At 47.0% G+C, this 24201-nt stretch carries 20 protein-coding genes; 6 read left to right on the top strand and 14 right to left on the bottom strand.

Going from position 1 to position 24201, the window contains the following annotated elements; all coding sequences use genetic code 11:
- Nucleotide 1: 1 nt before the first annotated feature.
- The 5 genes from ASD40_RS15920 to coxB all read right to left on the bottom strand — a co-directional run bounded on the left by ASD40_RS15920 (nucleotide 2) and on the right by coxB (nucleotide 4780).
- Nucleotides 2–859, bottom strand: coding sequence for a cytochrome c oxidase assembly protein (locus ASD40_RS15920; protein ID WP_057304212.1), 858 nt, complete (start codon nucleotides 857–859; stop codon nucleotides 2–4).
- 75 nt (nucleotides 860–934) lie between these two features.
- Nucleotides 935–1252 (bottom strand): cytochrome C oxidase subunit IV family protein, encoded by a 318-nt coding sequence (locus ASD40_RS15915; protein ID WP_047687102.1) that lies wholly within the window; start codon nucleotides 1250–1252, stop codon nucleotides 935–937.
- 1 nt (nucleotide 1253) lies between these two features.
- Complete coding sequence (locus ASD40_RS15910; RefSeq protein WP_057304211.1) at nucleotides 1254–1868, bottom strand: cytochrome (ubi)quinol oxidase subunit III; 615 nt, start codon at nucleotides 1866–1868, stop codon at nucleotides 1254–1256.
- Nucleotides 1865–3736 (bottom strand): cytochrome c oxidase subunit I, encoded by a 1872-nt coding sequence (ctaD, locus tag ASD40_RS15905; RefSeq protein ID WP_057304210.1) that lies wholly within the window; start codon nucleotides 3734–3736, stop codon nucleotides 1865–1867. The genes ASD40_RS15910 and ctaD overlap by 4 nt, the downstream gene beginning before the upstream one ends.
- A 27-nt stretch (nucleotides 3737–3763) precedes the next feature.
- Nucleotides 3764–4780, bottom strand: a complete 1017-nt coding sequence (gene coxB / locus ASD40_RS15900) for a cytochrome c oxidase subunit II (RefSeq protein ID WP_057304209.1) — start codon at nucleotides 4778–4780, stop codon at nucleotides 3764–3766.
- Between the two features lie 278 nt (nucleotides 4781–5058).
- Here coxB and ASD40_RS15895 point away from each other — a divergent pair, with 278 nt between their 5' ends.
- The 4 genes from ASD40_RS15895 to ASD40_RS15880 all read left to right on the top strand — a co-directional run bounded on the left by ASD40_RS15895 (nucleotide 5059) and on the right by ASD40_RS15880 (nucleotide 10010).
- Nucleotides 5059–5745, top strand: a complete 687-nt coding sequence (locus ASD40_RS15895) for a YhcN/YlaJ family sporulation lipoprotein (protein WP_057304208.1) — start codon at nucleotides 5059–5061, stop codon at nucleotides 5743–5745.
- Nucleotides 5746–5982: 237 nt separating this feature from the next.
- Nucleotides 5983–8022: a DEAD/DEAH box helicase gene (locus tag ASD40_RS15890; protein WP_063870787.1), complete on the top strand. Its 2040-nt coding sequence runs from the start codon at nucleotides 5983–5985 to the stop codon at nucleotides 8020–8022.
- 157 nt (nucleotides 8023–8179) lie between these two features.
- Entirely contained in the window at nucleotides 8180–8767 is a 588-nt protein-coding gene (locus tag ASD40_RS15885; protein WP_057304207.1) for a guanylate kinase, read from the top strand.
- A 91-nt stretch (nucleotides 8768–8858) separates the two neighbouring features.
- Complete coding sequence (locus tag ASD40_RS15880; RefSeq protein WP_057304206.1) at nucleotides 8859–10010, top strand: virulence factor; 1152 nt, start codon at nucleotides 8859–8861, stop codon at nucleotides 10008–10010.
- A gap of 739 nt (nucleotides 10011–10749) precedes the next feature.
- On the opposite strand, the gene ASD40_RS15875 is transcribed toward ASD40_RS15880, so the two are convergent.
- The 3 genes from ASD40_RS15875 to ASD40_RS37855 all read right to left on the bottom strand — a co-directional run bounded on the left by ASD40_RS15875 (nucleotide 10750) and on the right by ASD40_RS37855 (nucleotide 12950).
- Nucleotides 10750–12000: a M48 family metallopeptidase gene (locus ASD40_RS15875; RefSeq protein WP_057304205.1), complete on the bottom strand. Its 1251-nt coding sequence runs from the start codon at nucleotides 11998–12000 to the stop codon at nucleotides 10750–10752.
- On the bottom strand, nucleotides 11997–12503 hold the full coding sequence (locus ASD40_RS15870) for a hypothetical protein (protein WP_057304204.1): 507 nt from the start codon (nucleotides 12501–12503) through the stop codon (nucleotides 11997–11999). The genes ASD40_RS15875 and ASD40_RS15870 overlap by 4 nt, the downstream gene beginning before the upstream one ends.
- A gap of 216 nt (nucleotides 12504–12719) precedes the next feature.
- The gene (locus ASD40_RS37855; protein ID WP_162251258.1) at nucleotides 12720–12950 is read right to left on the bottom strand and encodes a hypothetical protein; all 231 of its coding nucleotides are present in this window, start codon (nucleotides 12948–12950) and stop codon (nucleotides 12720–12722) included.
- Between the two features lie 19 nt (nucleotides 12951–12969).
- Between ASD40_RS37855 and ASD40_RS15865 the strand changes: the two genes are divergently transcribed.
- The gene (locus ASD40_RS15865; protein WP_057304203.1) at nucleotides 12970–13545 is read left to right on the top strand and encodes a C39 family peptidase; all 576 of its coding nucleotides are present in this window, start codon (nucleotides 12970–12972) and stop codon (nucleotides 13543–13545) included.
- Between the two features lie 114 nt (nucleotides 13546–13659).
- Here ASD40_RS15865 and infC read toward each other — a convergent pair whose 3' ends face one another.
- The gene (infC, locus tag ASD40_RS15860) at nucleotides 13660–14145 is read right to left on the bottom strand and encodes a translation initiation factor IF-3 (protein WP_057304202.1); all 486 of its coding nucleotides are present in this window, start codon (nucleotides 14143–14145) and stop codon (nucleotides 13660–13662) included.
- A 76-nt stretch (nucleotides 14146–14221) separates the two neighbouring features.
- On the opposite strand from infC, the gene ASD40_RS15855 reads away from it, so the two are divergent.
- Nucleotides 14222–14530 (top strand): hypothetical protein, encoded by a 309-nt coding sequence (locus ASD40_RS15855; RefSeq protein WP_057304201.1) that lies wholly within the window; start codon nucleotides 14222–14224, stop codon nucleotides 14528–14530.
- An 8-nt stretch (nucleotides 14531–14538) separates the two neighbouring features.
- On the opposite strand, the gene ASD40_RS15850 is transcribed toward ASD40_RS15855, so the two are convergent.
- The 5 genes from ASD40_RS15850 to ASD40_RS15830 form a co-directional block, all read right to left on the bottom strand.
- Nucleotides 14539–15567 carry an LLM class flavin-dependent oxidoreductase gene (locus tag ASD40_RS15850; protein WP_057304200.1) on the bottom strand — a complete coding sequence of 343 codons (1029 nt, stop codon included), beginning with the start codon at nucleotides 15565–15567 and terminating at the stop codon, nucleotides 14539–14541.
- 676 nt (nucleotides 15568–16243) lie between these two features.
- Nucleotides 16244–19375 (bottom strand): alpha-mannosidase, encoded by a 3132-nt coding sequence (locus ASD40_RS15845; RefSeq protein ID WP_057304199.1) that lies wholly within the window; start codon nucleotides 19373–19375, stop codon nucleotides 16244–16246.
- 25 nt (nucleotides 19376–19400) lie between these two features.
- On the bottom strand, nucleotides 19401–20156 hold the full coding sequence (locus ASD40_RS15840; protein ID WP_235549277.1) for a sugar phosphate isomerase/epimerase family protein: 756 nt from the start codon (nucleotides 20154–20156) through the stop codon (nucleotides 19401–19403).
- Nucleotides 20153–21094, bottom strand: coding sequence for an aldo/keto reductase (locus ASD40_RS15835; RefSeq protein ID WP_057304198.1), 942 nt, complete (start codon nucleotides 21092–21094; stop codon nucleotides 20153–20155). The genes ASD40_RS15840 and ASD40_RS15835 overlap by 4 nt, the downstream gene beginning before the upstream one ends.
- Nucleotides 21095–21150: 56 nt before the next feature.
- The gene (locus ASD40_RS15830; RefSeq protein ID WP_327205288.1) at nucleotides 21151–24189 is read right to left on the bottom strand and encodes a glycoside hydrolase family 2 TIM barrel-domain containing protein; all 3039 of its coding nucleotides are present in this window, start codon (nucleotides 24187–24189) and stop codon (nucleotides 21151–21153) included.
- Nucleotides 24190–24201: the final 12 nt, after the last annotated feature.

Raw genomic sequence — 24201 nt, 5'->3', positions numbered from 1 at the left:
TCTAAGCGCGATTCCAATTCCCGCCCTGGTTATTCATGCTCTCTTGTGTCTCAGCAAGCTCCATATCGTCATCTTCCTTACGCTCTCTACGGTACCATCTGAAGAAAATATAGGCAAGTGTAGCCCCATATACCATCTCTTGGATGATTTTCATAATAACGCCTCCGAGCTGTTGATCATCGAGCGGAGACAAATGAGCGAAAGGTACAGTCACGTTCGAATACATATCATAAATGATCGAATCTGCAAATATGATAAGCGCGCAAGCAGGCGTCAACAACATACCATTGCCGAAAATATACGCCAATTTTTTCAGGTCATTCAAACGATTCAACTCTGGAAGTGGACAAAATACAGGGAACCACATCATGAACGCTGTAATCAGAAGCACGGTATGATAACTTACAAGTAACACATCATTCTTCATCAAACCGTCCATAATAAAAGGCATGTGATAGATGGAGAATAGCATATTGAATAAAAACAATGCGATCAGCGGACGTGCGAAAAATGAAAATGTGCCGCGGAAGACTCGATTTTGCATAAAAAGACGGAGTACCCAAGCAGGCGTACCTAACCATATAAATATAGGGACAATTAAATAAAGAATCGTTTGCTGCAGCATATGCGCGCTGAACAAATAATGATGACCGATGTAGTTAATCGGACTCCCTTGTCCTATGTAGAACAGGGCAAGCCCCGTATAGAAACATAGCTTCTGCTTATCCGAAACTGGCTCGGCATCCGCGAAATTCCCATTCCCTTTAGCGACAAATCGACTATAGACATATCCGACAACGACGACCACCAACAGTGTAACAGGATTCCACAAATCGAAAAATCCACCAATTTGGCTCATAGCTAATTTCTATCTCCTTTCAACTAAAAAAAGAGGAGGCACTTTGTCTAGACAAAGTTGCCTCTTCCTGCTTTCTTACCACCATACCCAATATACTGCTGTAATAACCCCAGTGAGAGCAACGAAAGCTCCTGCCCCGATAAAAATGAGCGGGAATAAGTGTCCTCTTTCTTTGGCATGCATCCAGAACAGTAGCTGGACGACAGCTTGCACAATACCCAAAGTTACGATGAAGATCAAAATAAAGGAACGATCCAAGTCTCCGTAAAGAACGACAGCGAATGCCAACATCGTGAGAAGAATCGAGATAATGTAAGACAAGTAGTGGTTCAAAGGTGATTCATGCTTAACTCGTTTGCTAGGTGCGTGTGTATCATGAGAATTGCTGCTCATCTTAGTGACCCACCTTCCCCATCAGATAAACGACTGTGAAGATAAATACCCAGACTAAGTCAATAAAGTGCCAATACAAAGCTGCCACATAAAACTTAGGTGCTGTAACAACCGTAAGACCTTTTTTGAGTCCTTGCAAAATCAACAATGTAATCCAGCAAACACCAAACGCTACGTGAGCTCCATGGAAACCGACTAAAGTATAGAACGAAGTTGAGAAAGCACTTGTTGTAAATTTATGTCCTTCATGCACATACTCAAAAAACTCGTAAATCTCCATCCCCAAGAACGAAAGACCAAACAATACAGTAACTGCTAGCCAAAATAACAATTGTCCCAGCTTTTGTTTGTGCATCGCGATGATCGCGAACACACTCGTTAAGCTACTTGTTAAGAGGATGAATGTAGACCAACCCACTGTTTTGAGTTTGAAAAGTTCATCCGCTGTAGGACCATCTGGAACGGAATTCCGAAGTGCGATGTAGGTTGCGAATAAACAACCGAACAACACAACTTCAGCACCGAGAAACAACCAAAATCCGAGAACTTTATTTTTCCCTTCGAGGGTAGCCGTTTCCGGATTAGCAGGCAGTGCGCCCGTATGATGAGTACTCATGCCTTTACCCCCTTGTCATCTTCAAGCTCTTCCGGTTCAATATGCCAACCATGATCGTCATATACGGAACGCAAGAACATTGCAATAAATGTAACAATGATACCCGCGGCAGCTACATAGTAGTTTCGGTACATAAAACCAAAACCTGCAATGAACAAACCAGCGGACATAACAAGCGGCAAAATCGATGCGGATGGCATATGAATCGAACCAATTGGTTCTGCCGGAGTCATCTCTTTATTACCTGCCATTTTTTCTTTCCAGAATGCATCTAATCCGCGAACAAGCGGTGTTTGTTTAAAGTTATACTCAGGTGCAGGCGATGGAATCGTCCACTCCAATGTACGGCCATCCCATGGATCTGCAGGAGCCGTGATCGGTTTTCTTGCTGTTGCGATGATGTTGATCAAGAATACTAATGTACCGATACCCATCAAGAAAGCACCTACGGTTGAAACCAAGTTACCTACTTCGAGATCATGACCAGGTTGGTACGTAAAGACACGACGCGGCATTCCCATGAGTCCCAAGAAATGCTGAGGGAAGAATGTTAAATGGAAGCCAATGAAGAACAACCAGAAATGCAGTTTACCCATTCCTTCGTTCAACATACGTCCAAACATTTTTGGCCACCAGTAGTAAAGACCTGCGAACAAGCCAAGCACTAGACCACCAACGATAACGTAGTGAAAGTGAGCAACAACGAAATACGTGTCATGATACTGGAAGTCTGCTGCTGGAATCGCGAGCATAACCCCTGTTGTTCCACCCATTACGAATGTTGGGATAAAGGCTGTTGCGAAAATATTCGCTGTTGTAAAGCGAATTTGTCCGCCCCAAAGTGTGAATAACCAGTTAAAAATCTTAACGCCAGTTGGAACGGCAATCGCCATAGTAGCAATCGCGAAGATGGAATTGGCAACTGGACCTAAACCTGCTGTAAACATATGGTGAACCCAAACCATGAAGCCTAGGAAACCGATCAAAACTGTTGCAAATACCATGGAGCTGTATCCGAAAAGACGTTTCTTCGAGAAAGTCGAAACGATCTCAGAAATGATACCGAAAGCAGGAAGAATCAAAATGTAAACTTCGGGATGCCCGAAAATCCAGAATAAATGCTCCCATAGTACGTTGTTACCGCCTCTGGCTGCATCGAAGAATGCACCGCCAAAGATACGGTCAAACATAAGTTCAACAAGGGCAACCGTAATCGCAGGGAAAGCAAGTACGATCAAACCAGATGTAATAAATGCAGACCATGTGAACATCGGCATACGCATATACGTAAGACCAGGTGCACGCATGTTGATAATCGTAACGAGGAAGTTAATCCCCCCGATTAGAGTACCGATACCAGCAATCTGTAGACCTAGTACATAAAAATCAGTACCTTGGAGGTTGTTTTCAAGTGTTTGTCCCCAACTGGTATCCGTTATCGAGGATAATGGAGCATACCCCGTCCAACCAGCATCAGGTGCGCCACCCAAGAACCAACTTGTGTTCATCAGTACGCCACCTGCGATGAACAACCACAGACCGAGTGCATTAACGAAAGGGAACGCAACGTCCCTTGCACCAATTTGTAGAGGAACGATGGCATTCATGAATGCGAAGATAACCGGCATAGCCGCAAAGAAAATCATCGTTGTTCCGTGCATCGTCGTTAATTGGTTAAAAGAATCGCCGATAAAAATGTGCTGATCGGGAAAAGCGAGTTGAATCCGAATCAAGATGGCTTCAAGTCCTCCTACGAGGAAGAAGAAACCGCCCGCTATTAAGTACAGGATACCGATTTTCTTGTGATCGACTGTTGTAAGCCAATCCATTAAACCGGTATGTTTTTTTACTGGATGAGAGTGAGCCAACGTATTAACCTCCTTTACCTGAGAAGTTTATTTCAAAGTCTGTAAGTACTGAACAATATCTTTAATTTGAGCGTCATCAAGCTTACCGCCTGCTTCTTTACCAAAAGCCGGCATTTTGTTGCCCGGTTTTTGTTCTTGCGGATTATGTATCCACAATGCCATTTTCTCAGGAGTGTGTTCCAGAATACCAGCAAGCGTATCGCGATCTGCGAAACCTTTGAGGTTAGGAGCAACACCAGGACCGTTCGCATTAACAGCGTGACAAGACATGCAATTTTCTTTAAAAAGCTCTTCGCCTTTTTGTGCAGTTGCAGGCACAGTAACAGGCGCTTTCATTTTTGCTACCCAAGCATTGAAATCGGCTTCTGACTTCGCTTGAACGGTAAAGTTCATCAAAGCATGAGAGGCTCCGCAAAGCTCTGTACATCTTCCTTGGAAGGTTGCGATTTCGTCAGCTTGAAGATAAAGCGTATTATGGATACCTGGATTTGTATCCACTTTACCACCAAGGGATGGTACCCAGAAGGCATGAGCGACGTCAGCTGAAACAAGATCGAATGCAATAATTTTATCCTTAGGAACGACAAGCTCTTGAGCTGTAGCGATGCCTAAATCGGGATATTCAAACTGCCACCAGAATTGATGCGCAGTTACTTTGACATGAACCGCAGCTTTGTCCTTATTGTAATTCGTTGAATGCTTAAATGTGTAGGACACTGTTGGTACCGCAAGTACTAACAGAAGGAGAATCGGAACGACTGTCCAGATAATCTCAAGCACGTGGCTACCTTCAACTTGCTTAGGTACGCTATTATCACCTTCACGCTTACGAAAGCGAATTAACACATACACATAAATTGCAAATACGACAATTACGACAAAAACCATGATAAAGAGACTTAATTTCATTAAATTAAGCTGCTCGGTTGCCACAGGACCTTTTGGCACTAAAGCAGACAAGGTTGGGTCTCCACACCCGGTTAGCAAGAACGTCATTGCCGCTAGAAGGGGCACCAGACGCCATAACTTTTTCAATCGACTCATTGTATCAACCCCACTTTTAAAACAATATTTTTACCACGAAGGCCATGCCCATGTCAATTCACTTTATTAACTATAAATTCGTGAAAAGTTTTTGTCAATCGCTGGAGGGAAGTTCACAAATTGTTCTTAAACCGCTCTGTAGCGATATATTTTCCCTCCATGGTTATTTCCATACACCCGCCTCTTTATGCATAAAAGCCTTTATTTGTGAACACGAATAAAAGCGCAGAAACATCCCATCCTATAAACATTACAACGTATATGGGAGGTCTCTTTTGATGCTCAGGAAGTTAGGTTTTCCGATTAGTGGAATGTTATTCCTCCTGCTGACATTATCCGGTTGTGCAGAGAATGGAAGAGAATATGGGAAAAGTCCCGACCACACGAATTTTGGCGCCCCTGTCGAAAAAACAGAGGAAACCGAAAGAGCTTATCAAACCAAACAGCTCTATGGTCCAGTTACGCACAACAATTCAAAGCTTGAATACAGCCAATTTCTATCCAATCAATTACACGCTATGAATGGGGTAAATACAGCCATCGTGATGACTACGGATCAGAATGCTTACGTCGCTCTTATGATTGACAGCAGTGCGATAGGTACCAAGGGTTCCACCAGAGAGACGAATAACCAGGGCACTGCCAAAGGCTTTTATAACGATCACGCGCCATTCAATGACACCATGCCTTCCAATGATTTAAACAATGGCTTCAATAGTTATGAAACTGCCGTGCACCACGATATGCTTTCTCATCGATTCAAACAAGCGATGGCTGAGAAAATTCGAACACTGCAGCCTAATATCATGGATGTCTATATTTCTGCAAACCGTGATTTCCTTAATAAAATGAACAACTACGCCCAAGAAAGTTGGAAGGGCCATTCTCTGATGCCTTTATTAACGGATTTTAATCAAACGGTAACTCGCATTTTCGGTACAGCGCAAGTATTACCTGAACACTAATCGTAGAAGTAAAAGCAAACTACATGAATTTACGAAAATTCCTTCTATATAAAGAAGTAATTACTGCTTGTTGGTCGGCTCCTGTTTTCATTTGTCCGGCATTCCTGTACAATGAGGGAATCGTCTTTAACAAGGAGAGACTTTGGTTATAGACCAAAGTCCCTTAAATAGGAGAGACTTTGGTTATGACCAAAGATCCCTATATTAAGCAAGAAAAAGGGAGCTGGCCAATTTACCATGTCAAACGGATTTGCCTCATTAGGAATTAGAGAAAGTCTTGTTCACGTTTTACAATCTGGAGGAGTCGTAGAACCGACACCCATTCAAAAAGAAGCGATTCCTGTTTTATTAAAAGGTACAGATGTTATCGCACAGGCACAAACTGGTACTGGTAAAACCCTTGCCTTTGTACTTCCTATATTAGAAACAATTGATGTAGAAAGCCCAGATGTCCAAGCACTTATATTGACACCGACACGTGAATTAGCTATTCAAATTAGCAACGAGCTGAAAAACCTTGTCCCTGTTACAGGAGCAAAGGTTCTGGCTGCATATGGCGGGCAAGATGTAGAAAAGCAGCTTAGAAAGCTACAAGGTAACATACATATAGTAGTAGGAACACCGGGAAGATTGCTCGATCACCTTCGCCGCGGTTCTATCAACTTCTATAAATTGAAAATACTTGTATTAGATGAAGCCGATCAAATGCTGCACATGGGTTTCCTTCATGAAGTGAAGGATATCATTGCCCAAACATCTCCATATCGTCAAACGCTTCTCTTCTCTGCAACTATGCCTGAGCAGGTCGTCAACCTATCCAAAGCTTATATGAAAGAAGCTAAGGAAATTAAAATTCAAAGTAAGCAAGTGACTTTAACTGAAATTAAACAAGTCTTGGTTCCAACAACAGATCGAGACAAACAAGATGCTTTGATAGCAGCCATTAAAGAATATAAGCCATATCTAGCTATGATTTTCTGTCGTACGAAAGCAAAGGCTATTGCGCTCAATGAGGTTTTGCAGGAAATCGGCTTAATGTCGGATGAGCTCCACGGTGATTTGTCACAAGCGAAGCGCGAACAAGTCATGAAGCGTTTCAGAGACGGGCGAATCGAACTTTTGGTTGCAACGGATATCGCAGCTCGCGGCTTAGATGTTGAAGGGGTCACCCATATTTTCAATTATGATGTCCCGCAAGATGCGGAAAGCTACATTCACCGTATTGGCCGAACGGGCCGTGCTGGGGAATCGGGTGTGGCTGTGACTTTTGCTACGCAGCGAGATATGCCTACCATTGAATTAATCGAAAAAGGGATTCGTATGTCTTTGAGAAGTCCGGAACAACAGCAAAGACGTGTCCGTTCCAACTCTGAGGAGTATGTTGATACGGATGGCAGAGGTTCCGCACGCAGAAGCAGCGGCGGTCAATCACGCGGGGGCCGTAATGAAAGAAACGGCGCAACGGAACAGCGCAGCGGACGCAGCGGAAGATCCGGTGCTCGCGAAGCTAGCCGTGGCGGTCGAGACAACATTCAGTACGGAACAAAAAGTTCATCCTCTAGAGGCGATAAATTCGGTTCGCGCTCGGCAGCACCTGGAAGTGCACGTACTGGCCCACGTCCTGCGAAGGTCAATTCGGAACGCAATCCGAATACATGGGGGCGCGCTGAGAATAAAGAACGCCCAGCAGCAACGAATGCAGGACCAGGTCGCGGTGATAACATGAATGCTGCTAAAGCACGCGTCACTAGATCATGGAGTGGCGGAGACGCAGCTGAACGAGCGCCTCGCGCTGAAGGTACGGAGCGCAGACGTTCTGCTCCTCATGGCGATAAGTCTTACTCGCCATATAACAAGTATGCCGGCACGGGGCGTGACGACGCTGCAAGCGCATCACGCACGATTCGCGGCGGCAAAGGCCGTGGTGACAGTGCGGAGCGCGGAGCTCGCGGTGCAGCGGCACCGCGCGGTGAGGGCTTTGGGGCTCGCGGCGGAGCACCGCGTGGCGAAGGCTTTGGAGCTCGTGGCGGAGCGCCGCGTGGCGACAGACCGAGTGCGCCTCGCGGCGGGCAAGCTGGCGGCGAACGCAGCGGCCAGGCACGAGGACGCGGCGACAGTGCCGAGCGTGGAGCACGCGGCAGCGCACCTCGCGGTGATAGCTTCGGAGCACGCGGCGGAGCGCCGCGTGGCGACAGATCTAGCTCGCCTCGCGGCGGGCAATCAGGCGGATCCCGCGGCAGTGCACCACGCGGTGGCGGCCGCGGCGGAAAGCGCTAGGAAAAAAAGCGCTTTCTACGCAAGGCTTTACCGAATAACGCGAACGTTGTAAAATATAAATACGGCTGCAAGTGATCCTACTCATCAAAAATCGTTTCATACCGTTGCACGCACGTAGGATTTACCCCCCACAATTCCCATTAAGGAGGTATGTTCCATGTACGCATTAAAGGACAAGGAAATGATTTTTGTATTCACCGGTCCTCACGGTGCTGGTCGTAAGACGGTCGCGGAAATGTCAGGCTCTACGCTCGGCATGAAGCAGGTCATCTCTTACACCACCAGACCTCCGAAAGCTACCGAAGAAGATGGTCAAGATTATCACTTTATCTCTCCTGCCGAGTTTGTCAAAGCGCAAGCTGCCGGTGAATTCATTGAGGTTAGTACAGTTAATGACCATTTGTATGGCATCAAAAGTGCAGATATTGAACACATGTTTGAGCTTAGCGGAAGCATATATTTAATTTTGAACCGCTTTGGCGCCGAAACCCTCAAAAAGATTTACGGAGATCACGTAGTCCTTATCTTCATTCATGCCGGACGGGATAAACTTGAACAACGGATGAAAGAAAGCGGAGACTCTGAAGAAGTCATTTCGAAGTATCTCTCTTATTACGAAGACGAATTAGCTTTCCGTGACCAATGTGATCATGTGTTTGAAAATGTTGATTTAGCGCATACCGTGTTTGATTTAACGAAAACGTTGGATCAATACTTAAATCGCAATTTAGTTGATTTAGATTAAACGGCAGTAACTGCCTATAACAGGCCTGGACGGAACTTCGTCCGGGTCTTTTCACATGCGGCTGCAATGCCTTTTAAAAGGAGTTGTCCACTTGAAAATTATATCTATCGAACCTACACCTAGCCCGAATTCGATGAAGCTCAATATGGATCAGTCGCTTCCTACTGGTGTACGAAAAACCTATACAAAAGAAAACAGCAAGCAAGCACCTGATAACATTGGGCAATTGTTAGCTGTCCAAGGCGTGATTAGCGTATTCCACGCAGCGGACTTCATTGCCGTAGACCGTACCTCTAAGGGGGACTGGCAGTTTATTCTGGCCAGAGCTCGTGAGATTTTTGGCGAAGCGCAGCCATCTGCCGACGGAGGCCTGCCTCCGGAACAGCAGCAGCCCACGGCTGAAGCCGCATTCGGTGAGGCACAAGTCCTCGTGCAGATGTTTCGTGGCATCCCGCTCCAGGTGAGGGTACGCGCTGGCGCAGAGGAAGTGCGCGTAGGAATGCCGCAGCGTTTCACTGAGGCGGCCGTTCGCGCAGGTACGGCATCGCCGAACCTGATTAAGGAGCGGAAGCTCGAGGAGCTCGGCGTACGCTACGGCGAGCTCGGGGACATCGCAGGCGAAGTCGTCCAGGAGCTGGACGCTTCTTACGACGACGCCCGCGTCGAAAGCTTGGTCTCCCTCGCGATGCGGGAGACTTCAGAAACAGCCCCCGCGGAGGAATCCGCGGAGGTTGAAGATGCTAGCGCAGCAAGTGCGCAGCTGCGCCACAGCGACTGGAAGCTGCGCTACGCCGCGCTTCAGAAGATCCAGCCGTCGCTAACGACACTGCCGCTTCTCGTCCATGCCCTGCAGGACGAGAACACGTCGATTCGGCGACTAGCGACCGTTTACCTCGGGGATATCAAGGAACCCGAGGTACTGCCCTTCCTGTATCGTGCCCTCGAGGACGATACACCTTCCGTTCGGCGGACCGCAGGCGATACGCTGTCCGACATCGGAGACCCTGCCGCCATCCCGGCCATGGCGAAGGCGCTCAAAGACCGCAACAAGCTAGTCCGCTGGCGCGCGGCGCGCTTCTTGTACGAAGTCGGAGACAACACTGTGCTCGATGCCCTGCATCAGGCAGTAGATGACCCCGAATTCGAAGTGCGCATGCAGGTGAAAATCGCACTCGAGCGCATCGAAGGCGGGCACGCCGCCGAAGGCTCCGTATGGCAGCAAATGACACGTAGAAACGAATAGTATTCGGTGGTAATAGTTCCACCCCCCACTAATGCTGAAAATTCGCTTATCCGTGTAAAGTTGTACTTTGTTAAACTTCAGGCAAGCTAATGGGCTTTTCCAACCGAATGTTATAAAAAGTACAATAATTCCAGCCAAAGGCACCTAAATAGCCTATTAGACAGCTAAATGGTTGTAGTAAAGAGACCGTCGATTCATTCAACTAATCTTGCTCTTCATTGAGGTGTCTTAGATCGAGATCAATCGTAAACTATGATCAATTGAGGTTGCTAAATGAATGAATCCATGTTCGCGGTTGAATGATGTTGTAAAAAGTGCAACAATTGCTACCTAAATCTCGCCTTTTCCATTAGTTGTTCAACCTTTTGTCGTGTGAATTGTTGTAGGAAATACAACATTGGTAACCACTGTAGCCCATTTGCCCTAACGAAAGCTGATTGACTCTAAAATCGAATTCTTATTTCTTCAATAATGTGAGTGAATCCTGGGCACGCGCTTATAGCGCCGCCGCATGGCGATGGGCAACCCAGTACACTAAATACTAGGAAAACATAGTTGCTTATCGAATGTTTATTCATATCCACAAAATTACACATATCCAGTCAAGAGTAGGAAGATCAGTAGGAAAAGAGCAAATTTAAAGAATTCACGAAAAAAAGCACGGAAGCTGTATCCAGAAACTCTGGCTGCCTTCCGTGCTTTTTTTCATATAAGAAAGGAGAAGAAGACAAAACTGAGCTTATTTAGCCTCAAACTGCTCAAAATACAAAATCCGCTCCAAAATCGTTGGATGCGAGCCGCGGAACCACTGAACCAGCTTCGGTTGTGTGACGGGGCTGAGATTTTCTTTGGCAATGTGTTGAAAGGCGCGTATCGCGGCGCTGCCGTCTCCGGTCATTTTCATCGCATAGGCATCGGCGCGATGCTCGATGACTCTTGAGAACGCATTTTGCGCTGGCGCCGAGGCGAAACTCATGATGGTCACAATAAGCAGCAAGATCGGCAGAGCAGCTAAATCATTTTCCCCTCGTATTCCCCAAATTGAACCCCAGCGCCGAATAAACAAGCGATATGCATGAAAGGCAAGCCAGAAACCGATAAAACTCAGAACGATCCCGTAGGCAATCCCTAAATAGATATGCCGCTCGGCGTAATGTCCCATTTCATGAGCCATCACGGTCAAAATCTCATCAGGCTGCAGCTTCTTCAGTATCGTATCCCAAAGGACGATGCGCGCGTTCCCTCCAATGCCATTCACATAGGCATTAATTGTATGAGTCCGCTCAGACATATTGACTTCATATACTTGATCCGCAGGGATCTGTGATTGCGCAGCAAGCTGGAGAATTTGTGCCTTTAGCTCTTGATTTTGAAGCGGTTGAAAATCGTGATACAACGGATCAAGCACAACGGGCTGAATGAAAGTGACGAACAAAATAAGCGGAATAGATATCAGCCAGAACCAGAGCCACCAACGGTCAGGACGCCATTTTAGCACCCCTCTGAAAATCCATACGATAACGATCGTACCCAAGACGTCGATGAGGAAATCTTTCCCATGATCACTCCAGAACAGGACTAGTGTCTCCGTCGATAACCCATAAGCCTGATCGATTTTGAACAGAAAATAATCAATCGGCAGGAAGAGCACGTCCATAAGCAAGGTAAAGAAGAGTACGAAAGTAACCATCCGCAGAAAGGAAGCTCGGAATAACTTTTCGGCTAAACGGCGAAACCTTACCGCAGCACCGAGCAGAGCCAGCAAGACCCCCATTTGCAATGGAGAGCTTAGGAAATAAGCTAGCGACCGTATGCGTGACAAGGACTCAGCCTTCGTAATTTCTTGTGTCGTCATGAATGTATGCGGGTCTGCAATGGTTCCAATTAGTGCATATGGGATGTGGAACAAGTCCCCTTTTAAGAAGTATACGATCAAGGTTAACGCATATACACCAAAAGCTACGACAAGTCCTATGTAGAAACGCTTCATTTCATACCTCCGCGACCAACTTCGTTCAAGTTAATTAATAACCAGTCTGGTGTAAAATCTCTAGACAGGAGCCAGACCTGGGTGAAATGGCCATGAGGCAGTACCAGATTACGCTTCCGACCAAGTATATCGGACATCCCAAACAAAAAGGATAGATTGCGAATAAGCAGCATGCAGGGATAATCCTGTGAGTAATCTTTTAATTTATGTTCATTGCTTTGAATGCGATCATTAATGACCTGAATAAACGTATCTATTCCTTCGGCACTAGGCTTAGTCAGCTCGGAACGCGACAGCATAAGCCGTGCTTCCTCGGTATCGTAGAACAAATGGGTGACTTCTAACCCTACTCGATTATTTCCGGCATCCTCAAGCAGCGCGTCCGGCTTCTCTTGCTGCTGAACCATACGCAGGTGAACCTCATTATTCACATTATATAAATCCAGAAAGATATCAATTGCGGTTTGTTCCATCGCCTTTTTCTGATCTTCGTGTTTATTCATATGTCTCCCCTATATCCATTGAACGAGTCGTTGCTCCCATTTTACCCTATTCTATGAGCTTATACCTCACGATCCCGTACGCCACGCATCTTTTGATTAATACCCTTGGCAATAATCCGCTCTCCTAGACTATGCGGCAGAGTTGTCATTGTATGTGCATTGGTTTGATCATTTCATTTTGAAGAAATAGATAGTCGGTCCCTTTATTTGATTTTTCTATTTTCCCATGTTGTAATGAGAAGATAACCCAGATAGGACGTGGGAAATGAAGAAAGTAACTTGTTGTTTTTTAGTGTTATTCGGCATCTTTTGTTTAGCAATCGCTATGCCTACATCTCCTGCCTTGGTGCAGGGTTTACCTATATCCATCACTAAACCACATCTAGCTGGTACAGAACAACCAATATCAATTTCAATACCTACTCCTGCACCATCCGTCAAACCCAATAAGAAGGATCATTTTCAATTGCAAAATATTCCTGCCCTATCGCAGCTGCCCGAGCTGCCGAACGGATGTGAAGCCGTCGTTGCCACGATGCTGCTAAACTGGGCCGGAGTCCCAGTATCCAAAGAGGAAGTCGCTGCTGCACTTCCCTTAGGCGAATTGCCCTATGTGAATGACGACGGAGCATTTATTGGCAGTAATCCCAAAGATGTATTTGTAGGTAACCCTTATGAGGTAGGTTATGGTATTTATCATAAGCCAATCGCGGACATGCTGGATCAATGGTTACCCGGTCGAGTTAAGGATTTGTCAGGCATAGCCTTTGAAGACTTGCTCACGACTATTGTCCAAGGAAAACCAGCCATGATCTGGGCAACCGAACATATGGATACACCTTATCTGGAGATGGAATGGCAGGATGAAGAGGGACAGCTAGTCGAGTGGTATCAACCTGAGCATGCCTTACTCTTAACAGGCTGGGACGATGATTACGCCTATATGAACGATCCTATGACCGGAAAACAGGAATCCTATGCAATATCTGATTTCAAAACAGTCTGGGAGCAGATGGGGTCTCAAGCGATTACAGTTAACTAACAATAGGCCTTTCTTGCTTTGTGTGGCATTTATACATAGTCCGCCTTGGGAAACCTGCTTATGTGGTAAAAAAGCATGAACTGCTCGGTCTATCCCGAGTAGTCCATGCTTTTTTTATAAGGGATCCAATTGCACAGCCGCTTGCTTACCGCTAAGCTGTATGCCTGTGTGCTTACGTCCATGTGAACTCAAATCTTTAGTTAGCGTCTCAAGCAATTCTTTGGCCTTCGCGCCTTCTTTGCCTGAAATCTTCACGACCAGCAGCACAGCGTCACCGCCCTGAAGAATGCGCTCTGCTTGCAGCCTCTTCGTCTCTAGGTCATGATCTTCGATGTGAGGCGTTAAGCGGAGCTCCTTGACTTTCGGTGCTTGCTCCCGTTTGCGGGCTTGCTGCTTTTCCTGCAGTGCTTCCTGCTTCGCTTGCCCAGCGCCAATGAGCTTACAGGGAGGTGGACTGCTCATGAGCGAGGTGCAGATTAAATCCACTTTCAGCTGCTTCGCTAGCAGCAGTGCTTCCTTCGTGGACATAACGCCTAGATCTTCGCCAAGCAGTCCCGTAACATGGACCTCGGATGCTTTAATTTTCTCATTCTTAATCATTGTGATTACACCTAATCTTTCGCTATAATGAACCCATCAACAGGAAGAGGTTGTTTAAGGAGATGTCTAACCAATTATGAATAATAAACAATTAGAAGAGCAAATGATCGAGAATTACAAACGTGAAGAGCATATGATGATCCTCGTTTTTGCACAATGGTGTATCAACCATGATTTGGATCCTGCTGCGCTTTATCATAGCGCATACCCAGACCAACCTAATAACGAAGCTCTGCAGCAAGCCCTTGATTTAACGGTAACCAAAGAAGAAGCCGGTGAAGTCCCTGATGACACTGTACTAGGCGTACTGTCTCTATTCGGCAACGAGGAGCTAGCCTTTATCGTCACACAAGAAATCGATAAGCGGCCGAGTCAGAACCGATAATCGTTTCCTTAAAAAGCATGCTGCCTCATCTCAAGTTTAAAAGCTTCTGCCAATAATTCAATCGTCTGCAGTCTCGTCTCAAAGCTGTAGCCGCCGGTCACGACCAACACTTCATCGACTTGGTAGCTTTCGGCTAGGTTCAGCAGTTGCTCCCTTACTTGGTTCGGATCACCAATAATCATACGGGATCGATTGTCCCTTACCCTTGTAAGGTCCCAGTCTGAGTACACATAGTCAGCCGCTTCTTCGGGCGATTTCACTCCTGTGAATTCGCCCTTTTCCGTTTGCAGAATGCGCAAATCAATCGAAGCCGCAAGCCCCTCGGCCTCTGCCTGCGTCTCTGCGCACAGCACATAGATGCACACCGTCGCCTGCGGTACGACATTCAGCGCGGACGGTCGGAACGAGCTGCGGTAGCTGCGCACCGCATGCTGTCCTCCCGCTCCGTTGATGAAGTGCGCGAAGCAGAACGCTGCGCCTGCTTGCGAGGCATACACCCCGCTCTGCCCGGTGGAGCCGAGCAACCACACCTGGGGCATCGAGTCCACCAAAGGGGTGGCGCGGATGCCCTCGAACACATGCCCGGGTTCCACCGAGTCGGCGAGGAACCCGAGTAGATCCGTAACTTGCGCTGGGAACCGCTCAAGTCCTTCGAACATATCTGCGCTGATGCCTCGCAGCGCTTTGGCCGTATGCGGCGTGCCTCCGGGCGCACGCCCGATGCCAAGGTCGATGCGCCCCGGATAGAGCGCCTCGAGCATACGGAAATTCTCAGCGACCTTGTAGGGGCTGTAATGGGGCAGCAGCACGCCGCCGGAGCCTAGCCGAATACGGCTAGTGCGGGCAGCCAGCGTGGAGAGAAGCACCTCTGGCGAGGAGCCCGCAAGGCCTGCCGAGTTATGATGCTCCGACACCCAGAATCGGGTGTAGCCTAGTCGGTCGGCCACCTGGGCCAACCCAATTGTTTGCTGTAACGCCTCGCTATGCGTAAACCCGGATGATACCGGTGACTGATCAAGAATACTTAGCTTCAGCATTGTCATCCCTTCTTTCTGAGTCATCTGCCGATGATCTTGATTATACAACGTCCGACCAACAAAAGAAAAAGGACAAACCCCTAATGGCGTTGTCCCCGATTTTGAAATTTTAACTTACCATTTCCTCTTACTTACTAAAAGTGTATGGTTACGGGAAAATTTTATGCAGGTCCTTTTTTTAAAAACAGTAATTTTTCAACACTTATCGATGCATCTATTATCTTTAATTGCGTGTTATAAAATCTGAATCCATCTGTGATATAGGCTAATCTGAGGTTACCGGTGAATGAATCCCTATTCTCGGTTGAATGATGTTGCAGAAAGTGCAACAATTACTGCCTAAATCTCGCCTCTTTCCCGTCGTTGTTGTATAATCTACAACAATTCTGCCCCATAAAAGCCATTTCGCAACAAATGGGGTGAAAATGTTGTACAAACTGCAACTTCAACATGCAAAATAGCCTTTATGCATGTGAATTGTTGCAAAAATTACAACATTGGTAACCTCCTTAGCTCATCTACCTTCACCAAGCTGTGAATGACCTTAAAATTGAAATTTTGTTGTCTACTAGGGAGTTGCGCCTACCAGCTATGAGGAAGCATACCCGAATAAACGAAAAACCTAGCGGAAAATCACCGCTAGGTTCATTAATACGTGTGAATCTAGACTTCACAATTAAACTTCAAGACTAACAAGAAATGTTTTAATTTCATAAGGCTTCAGCTCAATATTGGCTGCCTCCACGTCACCGATTGGGCGCTCCATCAAATCACATTCCTGCAGCGATCGAATTTTAAAATCACTCTTGATATCCACATGTGTTCGGACTCCTGCAAACTCATGGATCCGCAGCACCAGTCTCTCTCCGTCCTCTGCTTTTTTGATCGCATCCGCCATCACATTTGGAGCAGAGAATTCGAACATGGAAAGTGTACCTTGAGCTGGAACGCCAACGTAACTCGTCAGCGGATTATTAAGCGCCCATGCTTCCTGTACCGTGCCGCCTGCATACCAATCCCCCGCATGCGGGAGAAGAGCATACACAAAGGAATGTTCTCCAAGATCAGCTGTCGGGTCCGGATGAATCGCGGATTTAATTAGTGATAAACGCATGACGTTATCCTTAATGTCGTAGCCATACTTACAATCATTAAGCAAGCTTACGCCGTATCCACGTTCAGACAAGTCCGCCCATTGGTGCCCGACAGATTCAAAACGCGCCCAATCCCAGCTTGTATTCCAATGCGTTGGACGTTTGACGTTCCCGAACTGGATATCGTAAGTAGCCTCCGTAGAACGCACGTCTACCGGGAATGCAACCTTCAACAGCTGCTGACGTTCCTGCCAGTCGATATGGGTGCGGAAATCAATGCGTCGGCTGCCTGCATAAACAGTCATCGACTGTGAGATCGTAGACTTCGCAAAGTTCCATTTGAATGCAACGGTTGCTGCTAGTGGTCCCTCTTCAACGAGCTCAACTGATACCAGATCGGTGATTTCGCGCATTTTTTCTTGGTAGAAAATATCGATATCCCAAGCGTCGAAATCAATTGGCTTATCTTCAAACACCTGCAGAACGTTGCCTCGCGAGTTTGCCGTAAGCACATTCCGGTGATGATCTAGGTCGAATACGCGAACCAATTGACCGGATTCGTTCCATTCGATTTCATAATGAGGCGTTTTTAACGAGCGTCCTTCCAGTTGGAAAGGCATCTCCTCAGCCTCATTTGTTTGAGATTTATCATTAAAGTGAATCGTCGTCATACCTAAAGACGGAACCTGAGGCATGTCGACAAACCAGCGGCCATCCGTGTATTGCGATTTCAATTGGCGGCCTTCCCGATCTGTCCAAACGCTGCCAATCGCAGCTTTTTCCCCAGGAATGACAACAAGATCACTGCGCTCCCATGAAGCGCTGTTCAGAACCGTGACCGCACCTTTTTCCTGTTGGGTTCCAATTTGCGCAGCAGCTTCATTCCACGCGGATGTCCCTATAGACATAGCTTCTGCATATTCCTCACGACTGTCCTCGTAGACCTCTGTAATCGAAGAACCTGGAATAATATCATGGAATTGATTACGCAATATAATGGTCCAACCCTTGTTAAGCATCTCCTGTGGATAAACGCTCCAATCGGATTTCAACAAAGCAGCCAAAGCGCTGACATATTCCGTTTCGCGATATAGTAGCTCCAGCTTACGATTCATTCGTTTGATATACGCTTGGCTTGTATAAGTCCCGCGATGGTATTCAAGATACAGCTCACCGTCCCATGTATGCACATAACGATCGGTTGCTTCAACTGTTTCATGTAACCGCTCGAAGTATTCGTCTGCCCGCCCTGTTTTCACTTGTGGCAGGCCAGGCATGTCTTCCAAACGACGGCGCATCTCCAGCATCTCTCGATTGACACCGCCGCCGCCATCCCCATAACCGTAAGAAAGCAGAAGCTCTTGATTCACTTCTTTATCTCGGTAGGCATCCCAAGTACCTTTGACTGTCATCGGCGTTACCTCGCCGTTGTACGTATAGAAGAACGAGTTAGCCTCTTCCCAATCGCCAGGTGTGGTAATGAAATGTGTCAGCACTTCGGAGCCATCAATTCCCCGCCATTTGAAGGTATCGTGAGGCATACGATTGAACTGGTTCCAGCTGATTTTAGTCGTCATGAACGTATCGAAACCAGATTTCCGCAATATTTGCGGCAGCGCCCAGCTGTACCCGAATACGTCAGGAAGCCATAAATAGGTGCTTTCCACTCCGAATTCTTCACGTATGAATCGGGTTCCGTGTAAAAATTGTCTCACCAGTGATTCCCCGGAGGTTAAGTTGCAATCTGCTTCCAACCACATGCCTCCGCCAACTTCCCATCGCCCTTCACGTACACGCTCAAGGATTTGCTCATAAATATCAGGATAATCTTGCTTGATATAGGCGTATAGTTGAGGCTGCGTCTGCAAAAATACATAGTCCGGGAATCGTTCCATTAGGCGCAGCACGGTTGAGAACGAGCGTGCACATTTCTCCCGAGTATGCTTAAGTCTCCACAACCAAGCCACATCAATATGGGTATGCCCAATAGCAGTAACCGTAACTGGATGCTTCTTCTCCATCTGATTTAATTCCTTGTGCAGCAGTTCCCGGGAACTATAAACGGATTCATAGTAAGCGTCCGAAAGTGGATTCGACCAATCAACTAGCCTAAAGGAACGATCGAGTGCTTTAACTAACTGCGTGCGTTCAGGATGGTTAACATCCAGACTGCGGATTGTTTCCAGCACAGCGCGTCCTGTGTAGTAGAAATCGTCAACTCGCTCATCCAGCCAGCAGATTTCAGCGCGATTCACCGTATGCTTCTTCTCGCGCGGTTTTCCGCCTCCTTCGAGTCCTGACCACAGGCGGATATCCATCCGCCCCTTCGTTCCTGCCGCTTCTTCTGGCAAAAATACTTCTTGATGGTTCGAATCAACGCCTTGAAAAGGGGAACCGTTCCAATATAATAAGGATTCGAATCCGTCATTGTTGCCTCCGCCCGTTTCACCGAAATCGAAGCGCCCCAATATGGTTTTGTCCGCCCATTCCTTTGGAATATCCATCGTGCGCGATAGCCACACGTAGCGGTCGCGCCCTTTCCAAGTCTCACCAGTCTTCAGTTCAAATGTAGGCTCTGTGGCTGGCGGCCTTGCTCCGATCGTTCCATCCTCGTCTTCCGTAGCTGAAAATCGCTCCAAAGGCACCGCATCGCGATACCGGGTTTCGCTTAATTCGCGCAGTCTCGCTTCCAGCTTCGATTCTGTAAAAAACATATCGCAATCTCTCCTCCTATCGATTTCAATGAATCAATTTCTCTAGCTCTATCAAATTGGCATAACTTAACGCAAGACTATCCATCGGGTTTCCCGGGCAATAATCTTGCTCAACAGCGAACCATTCTACCCCATTTTGCAATCCCCACTTCAGGATAGGTGCGAAATCAATCAATCCAGTTCCGATTTCAGCGAAATATTTTCTTTCGTCTGCAGTAATATCCTTCAAATGGAGGATGGGCATACGAAAAGCATAATTTTGGATGAAGGACAGCGGATCTTGATCCGCTTTTTTTACCCAATAGGTGTCAATCTCCGCATAAATAGCCGGATCTTCAAGCAAATATTCCAAAGCAAATTTACCGTCGATTGTCGTATGAAATTCAAAATCGTGATTATGATAACCTACGCGGTATCCCAAGCCACTGACTTTGGAAGCGGCCTGCTGCAAATCGCGACGCACACTAGCATATCCTTCTGGATTCTGCAGCCCATCCGGTAGGGAGTGACAGATCAGATCCTTCGTATCGAAAAGGCGAGCCTCCTCCAACACAGCGTCCATATCGTTCTTCAATCGCTCCAAACCGACATGCATACCAGCCGTTTGCAAGCCGACTTCCTTCATTACCGCAGCAATATCTTTCGGCGGGTTTCCATGTAATCCATCGATTTGGACGGCCGCCCATCCCATCTTTTTCAGTTCTCTCAGCACGCTTGGGAAATCTTTTTTCAATTCATTTCTCAAGGTATATAATTGCGCAGCCAATTTATGTTTGATCATTCCGCCATCTCCTCCCTTTTCAAATCTAACCATTCGACCTCTTGCTCAGTTAAAGGCAGATTCATAGCTTGTATAGAGGAATCTAGCTCCTCAGGGTTTCGAGGCCCAATGATTGCACAGGTCGGGAATGACTGATTAAGAACGTATGATAAGGCAATTTGAATCGGTGAAACTTGCTTTTCTTCTGCCAACTTCGCGGCACGACGATAGCGTTCCCAGTTGTTTTCGCTGTAGTACACGCGTACCATTTCCTCATCCGCACGATTGTCTGGTGTGAAATTGCCTGAGAAAAATCCGCCAGCCTGGGCGGACCATGCCAATAATGGCAGCTGATTGGCCGAATGCCAACCGCAAGTTTCCTCATCAGCCGAAACGCAGCCCTCCCAGCGGGGTTCATTAGGCTTAGCAAGACTAAGATTCGGACTGCTGAATGAAAAACCTATGAGTTTATGGGCAACCGCGTACTCGTTCGCTTCCTGGATTCGCTTATGTGACCAGTTAGATGCTCCAATTGCCCGGATTCGCTTGGCCTCAAGGTGCACATTCAGCTCTTCGATGATCGGTCCAACAGACACGCTCGGATCGTCCCGGTGCAGCGCATATAGATCGACATACTCCGTTCCTAGCCGTTCCAGACTCTCCGTTAAATCCTTGCGGATCGCTTCCGGATTTACCCGTGGACCGGGACTGCCGTCATCATGATGAGCACCCTTTGTTAGAATGACCACCTTTTCCCGATTCTTCTGCTCCGCAAGCCATTGACCGAGAACCAGTTCTTTTCCCCGATATTGATGAGCAGTATCGAAGGCATTGCCGCCAGCGCGAATGTAAGCATCCAGCATCATCCGTTCTGGCTCTTCCAATTTCCTCAAATCTCCCGTTCCCATGAACAACCGGGAAATGGGTTTGTCTACGCCCTTGATATTCATATATCTCATCCTGAAGCCTCCTTCAAACATTTGACCGACCAAGTAAAGTGAGTACGGCTGCCGTTCTATTCATCCTCTTTAAACACCGGCATCAAACGGAGTTCAAACGTGAATTCTTTTTCTTTAAGACGGTATGACTCAAGAAGCTCCGGTCCACAAGAATTGGATCCCACCCCGCTCATCTTGTAATCCAGATGGACGATCGTTTCCTTCCTCTTCGCAAGCTCGTAGTTATGAGCCGCTCTTGTCAAATCCTCTGGCGTAAAATGGGCCACATTCAAAGAGAAATCTTCTGGAGAGGCAAACTTGATCCCCATCCCTTGCTCATTGGAAACAATAGCCCACTCTGTTCCATACCTGGACCCATTTTCCTGAGGCATGATGTAATTTTCAAACATCTCATCGACCGTCATCAGGTATCTGCCTCTTTTCACGCTTTGACGCTTGTCGATATAGCTCTCATGCGGTCCGAAGCCTAAATATTCCACTTCCTCCATACCTTGAGGCATCGTAAGCTGAAGACCAAAACGCGGGAGATAGACCTGCTTTTCTCCCACTTTTACTTTCAGCTTGACTGAAATCTCGCCAGTTCCATCTACTCTCCATATCGCTTCTCCATGAAGTATGGTAAACCGGCTATCTCCGCCGAGGGAGAAATCGCTCTTGATTTCAACAGACGTTCCGTCAATTTCCGTCCATTCACAGCGGTATGTTTTCATTGCTGTCCGGTCATAACCTGCATTCATCCATCTTTCCTTCACGTGCATGTCATTATCCGTTGGAGCTCGCCAGATAGTGAATAGGGCCGGAGCTTGGAGCATATTCACTCCCTGCTTGGAAATCTTCTGAATCGTTCCGCTGTACAAATCAAACGTATGACAGAAATCAAAGCCTTCGATCTTCAGAATGTCTCCCTCCTGATAAGCTTGAAGAGGAGACATCTGCCGTAAGCTGTCACCTGATTCTTTCACCTGCAACACAGGTAATTCAAACTGTTCAAATGTGATTTCGTAACCGGCTTCCGCCCAACTCGTCTGTTCCTTCAACCAACAGGATAAGGTAAGCATATAGGTTCCCGTTGATGTTTCTTGCAATTCATAAGGTATTGTCACAATTTGATGACCATGCGGTGTGGCTTCAATAGACCCCAGTTGTCCCTGCTGGACAATCTGTCCGTCCATTTCTACCTTCCAATGAAACCCCAAATGAGATAAATCGATGAAGTCGTAAAGGTTCGTCACTGTGATCGTACCTTTTCGCAAATCCACCGCTTCGATGCGAATGGGCGCGATCACCTTCTTGAGCTCCAGCAGCCCCGTATGCGCTTTCCTATCCGGCGTAATCAGGCCATCGATACAGAAATTCCCGTCGTTAGGCTTATCTCCGAAATCGCCACCATAAGCGAAGAAAGACGTACCGTCACTCGTCTCCGTCTTGATGCCGTGATCGCACCACTCCCACACGCAGCCGCCCATGAGCTTCGGATATTTGTAAATGGCATCCCAGTAGTCCTTCAAATCGCCTGGACCGTTCCCCATTGCATGGCTATACTCGCATAGGAACAGCGGCTTCTTCTGTTTCTCGTCCCGGGCATAAGCTTCAATTTCTTGCACAGAAGCATACATCCGGCTTACCATATCGAGACTCTCTACGTCGGGATTAGCTTGACTCGAAGCAGCACCTTCATAATGAATCGGTATGGACGCATCACGAGATTTGGTCCATTCAGCCATCGCGATATGGTTAACATCGTAACCAGACTCGTTGCCCATGGACCACATCACGATGGATGGATGATTTTTATCTCGTTCTACCATACGAATAGCTCGATCTAGAAACGAAGCTTCCCATTCAGGTTTCTGAGAAAGCAGATGGATATTCACATCATCCCATTCCTCGCTGGCCGTCCCCATTCCATGGCATTCCAAGTCAGCTTCATCAATAACATAGAAACCGTACTCGTCGCACAGATCCATAAATCGGGAATCGTTCGGATAATGCGAAGTACGGATCGTGTTGATATTATGTTTCTTCATTAGAACGAGGTCTTTGATCATATGATTCAGCGGAATCGTCTGTCCTAGCTCAGGATGGGAATCGTGGCGATTGACGCCTTTTAGCTTGACCGCCTGTCCATTGATCTGGAAAACGCCGTCCGCAATTGTAATTTGCCTGAATCCGACTGGAAATTGAAGCACCTCATTACAACTGTGAACATAGAGTTGGTACAGATTCGGTTTCTCGGCATTCCACAAGACCGGATCCGTCACCTCGAAGCGGAGCGTGCCTTTTCCGTCGACAGCGGCTTCGTCCGTACCCACGATGTTACCTTGTGCGTCTTTCAATTCAGCTCTGACTGTAAGAGAACCCGTCGTCTGAAGCTCTGTAAGAAGAATTGCCTTCCGGAAACCGTCTTCGAACGTTTGTTTATTGAACACATCTCGAACATGGACAGCATCGCGCGCAAGCAAATACACATCCCGGAAGATTCCGGTATACCGCCATGCATCTTGGTCTTCCAGATAAGAACCGTCACACCATTTCAGCACCATGACAGCAATGCGGTTTTTACCTTCGCGGAGCAAAGAAGATACGTTGAATTCCGCAGGTACCCGGCTGCCTTGGCTGTAACCGGCAAACTTGCCGTTTACCCAGAGGTAAAAACATGAATTAACCCCTTCAAAGACGATATATTTATCCTTCTTGTCCCAGTGACCCGAAACGTTGAATTCTCTCACATACAGCCCAGCCGGGTTGTTATCCGGTACATAAGGGGGATCGCAAGGAAAAGGATAATTGATATTGGTGTATTGAAGCTGATCATAGCCATTCACCTGCCAGCAAGAAGGAACGATTAATTCATCCCAGGCGCTGACATTAGCCGATTCCTCGTAGAAAGCTTCTTCTACCTCCCTAACACTGCGATGATATTGGAATTTCCAGCTTCCGTTCAATGTCTGATAAAAATGGGAACGCGCACGTTTTCCGGATTTCGCCGATCCCGCATCCGCATGAGGGATGTAATGGGCTCGGGGAGTCTCCCTGTTCACCTGCAAAACGCTTAAGTCTTCCCAATATCGATTGATGTGAATCAAAGTGACCACTCTCTCCTTCGT

It is taken from the genome of Paenibacillus sp. Root444D2 (assembly GCF_001426375.1).
Lineage (GTDB): Bacteria > Bacillota > Bacilli > Paenibacillales > NBRC-103111 > Paenibacillus_E.
The sequence above is the reverse complement of the archived record's forward strand: the minus strand, read 5'-3'. Positions and strand labels throughout refer to the sequence as shown.

Bases quoted from the DNA above. Each gene is read 5' to 3' on its own strand.
- infC (WP_057304202.1), bottom strand. From the start codon at position 14,145: ATGATTAAGAATGAGAAAATTAAAGCATCCGAGGTCCATGTTACGGGA.
- ASD40_RS15855 (WP_057304201.1), top strand. From the start codon at position 14,222: ATGAATAATAAACAATTAGAAGAGCAAATGATCGAGAATTACAAACGT.
- ASD40_RS15850 (WP_057304200.1), bottom strand. From the start codon at position 15,567: ATGCTGAAGCTAAGTATTCTTGATCAGTCACCGGTATCATCCGGGTTT.
- ASD40_RS15840 (WP_235549277.1), bottom strand. From the start codon at position 20,156: ATGATCAAACATAAATTGGCTGCGCAATTATATACCTTGAGAAATGAA.
- ASD40_RS15915 (WP_047687102.1), bottom strand. From the start codon at position 1,252: ATGAGCAGCAATTCTCATGATACACACGCACCTAGCAAACGAGTTAAG.
- ASD40_RS15835 (WP_057304198.1), bottom strand. From the start codon at position 21,094: ATGAGATATATGAATATCAAGGGCGTAGACAAACCCATTTCCCGGTTG.
- ASD40_RS15870 (WP_057304204.1), bottom strand. From the start codon at position 12,503: ATGAATAAACACGAAGATCAGAAAAAGGCGATGGAACAAACCGCAATT.
- ASD40_RS15845 (WP_057304199.1), bottom strand. From the start codon at position 19,375: ATGTTTTTTACAGAATCGAAGCTGGAAGCGAGACTGCGCGAATTAAGC.
- ASD40_RS15890 (WP_063870787.1), top strand. From the start codon at position 5,983: ATGTCAAACGGATTTGCCTCATTAGGAATTAGAGAAAGTCTTGTTCAC.
- ASD40_RS15875 (WP_057304205.1), bottom strand. From the start codon at position 12,000: ATGAAGCGTTTCTACATAGGACTTGTCGTAGCTTTTGGTGTATATGCG.
- ASD40_RS15895 (WP_057304208.1), top strand. From the start codon at position 5,059: ATGCTCAGGAAGTTAGGTTTTCCGATTAGTGGAATGTTATTCCTCCTG.
- ASD40_RS15910 (WP_057304211.1), bottom strand. From the start codon at position 1,868: ATGAGTACTCATCATACGGGCGCACTGCCTGCTAATCCGGAAACGGCT.
- ASD40_RS15885 (WP_057304207.1), top strand. From the start codon at position 8,180: ATGTACGCATTAAAGGACAAGGAAATGATTTTTGTATTCACCGGTCCT.
- ASD40_RS15920 (WP_057304212.1), bottom strand. From the start codon at position 859: ATGAGCCAAATTGGTGGATTTTTCGATTTGTGGAATCCTGTTACACTG.
- coxB (WP_057304209.1), bottom strand. From the start codon at position 4,780: ATGAGTCGATTGAAAAAGTTATGGCGTCTGGTGCCCCTTCTAGCGGCA.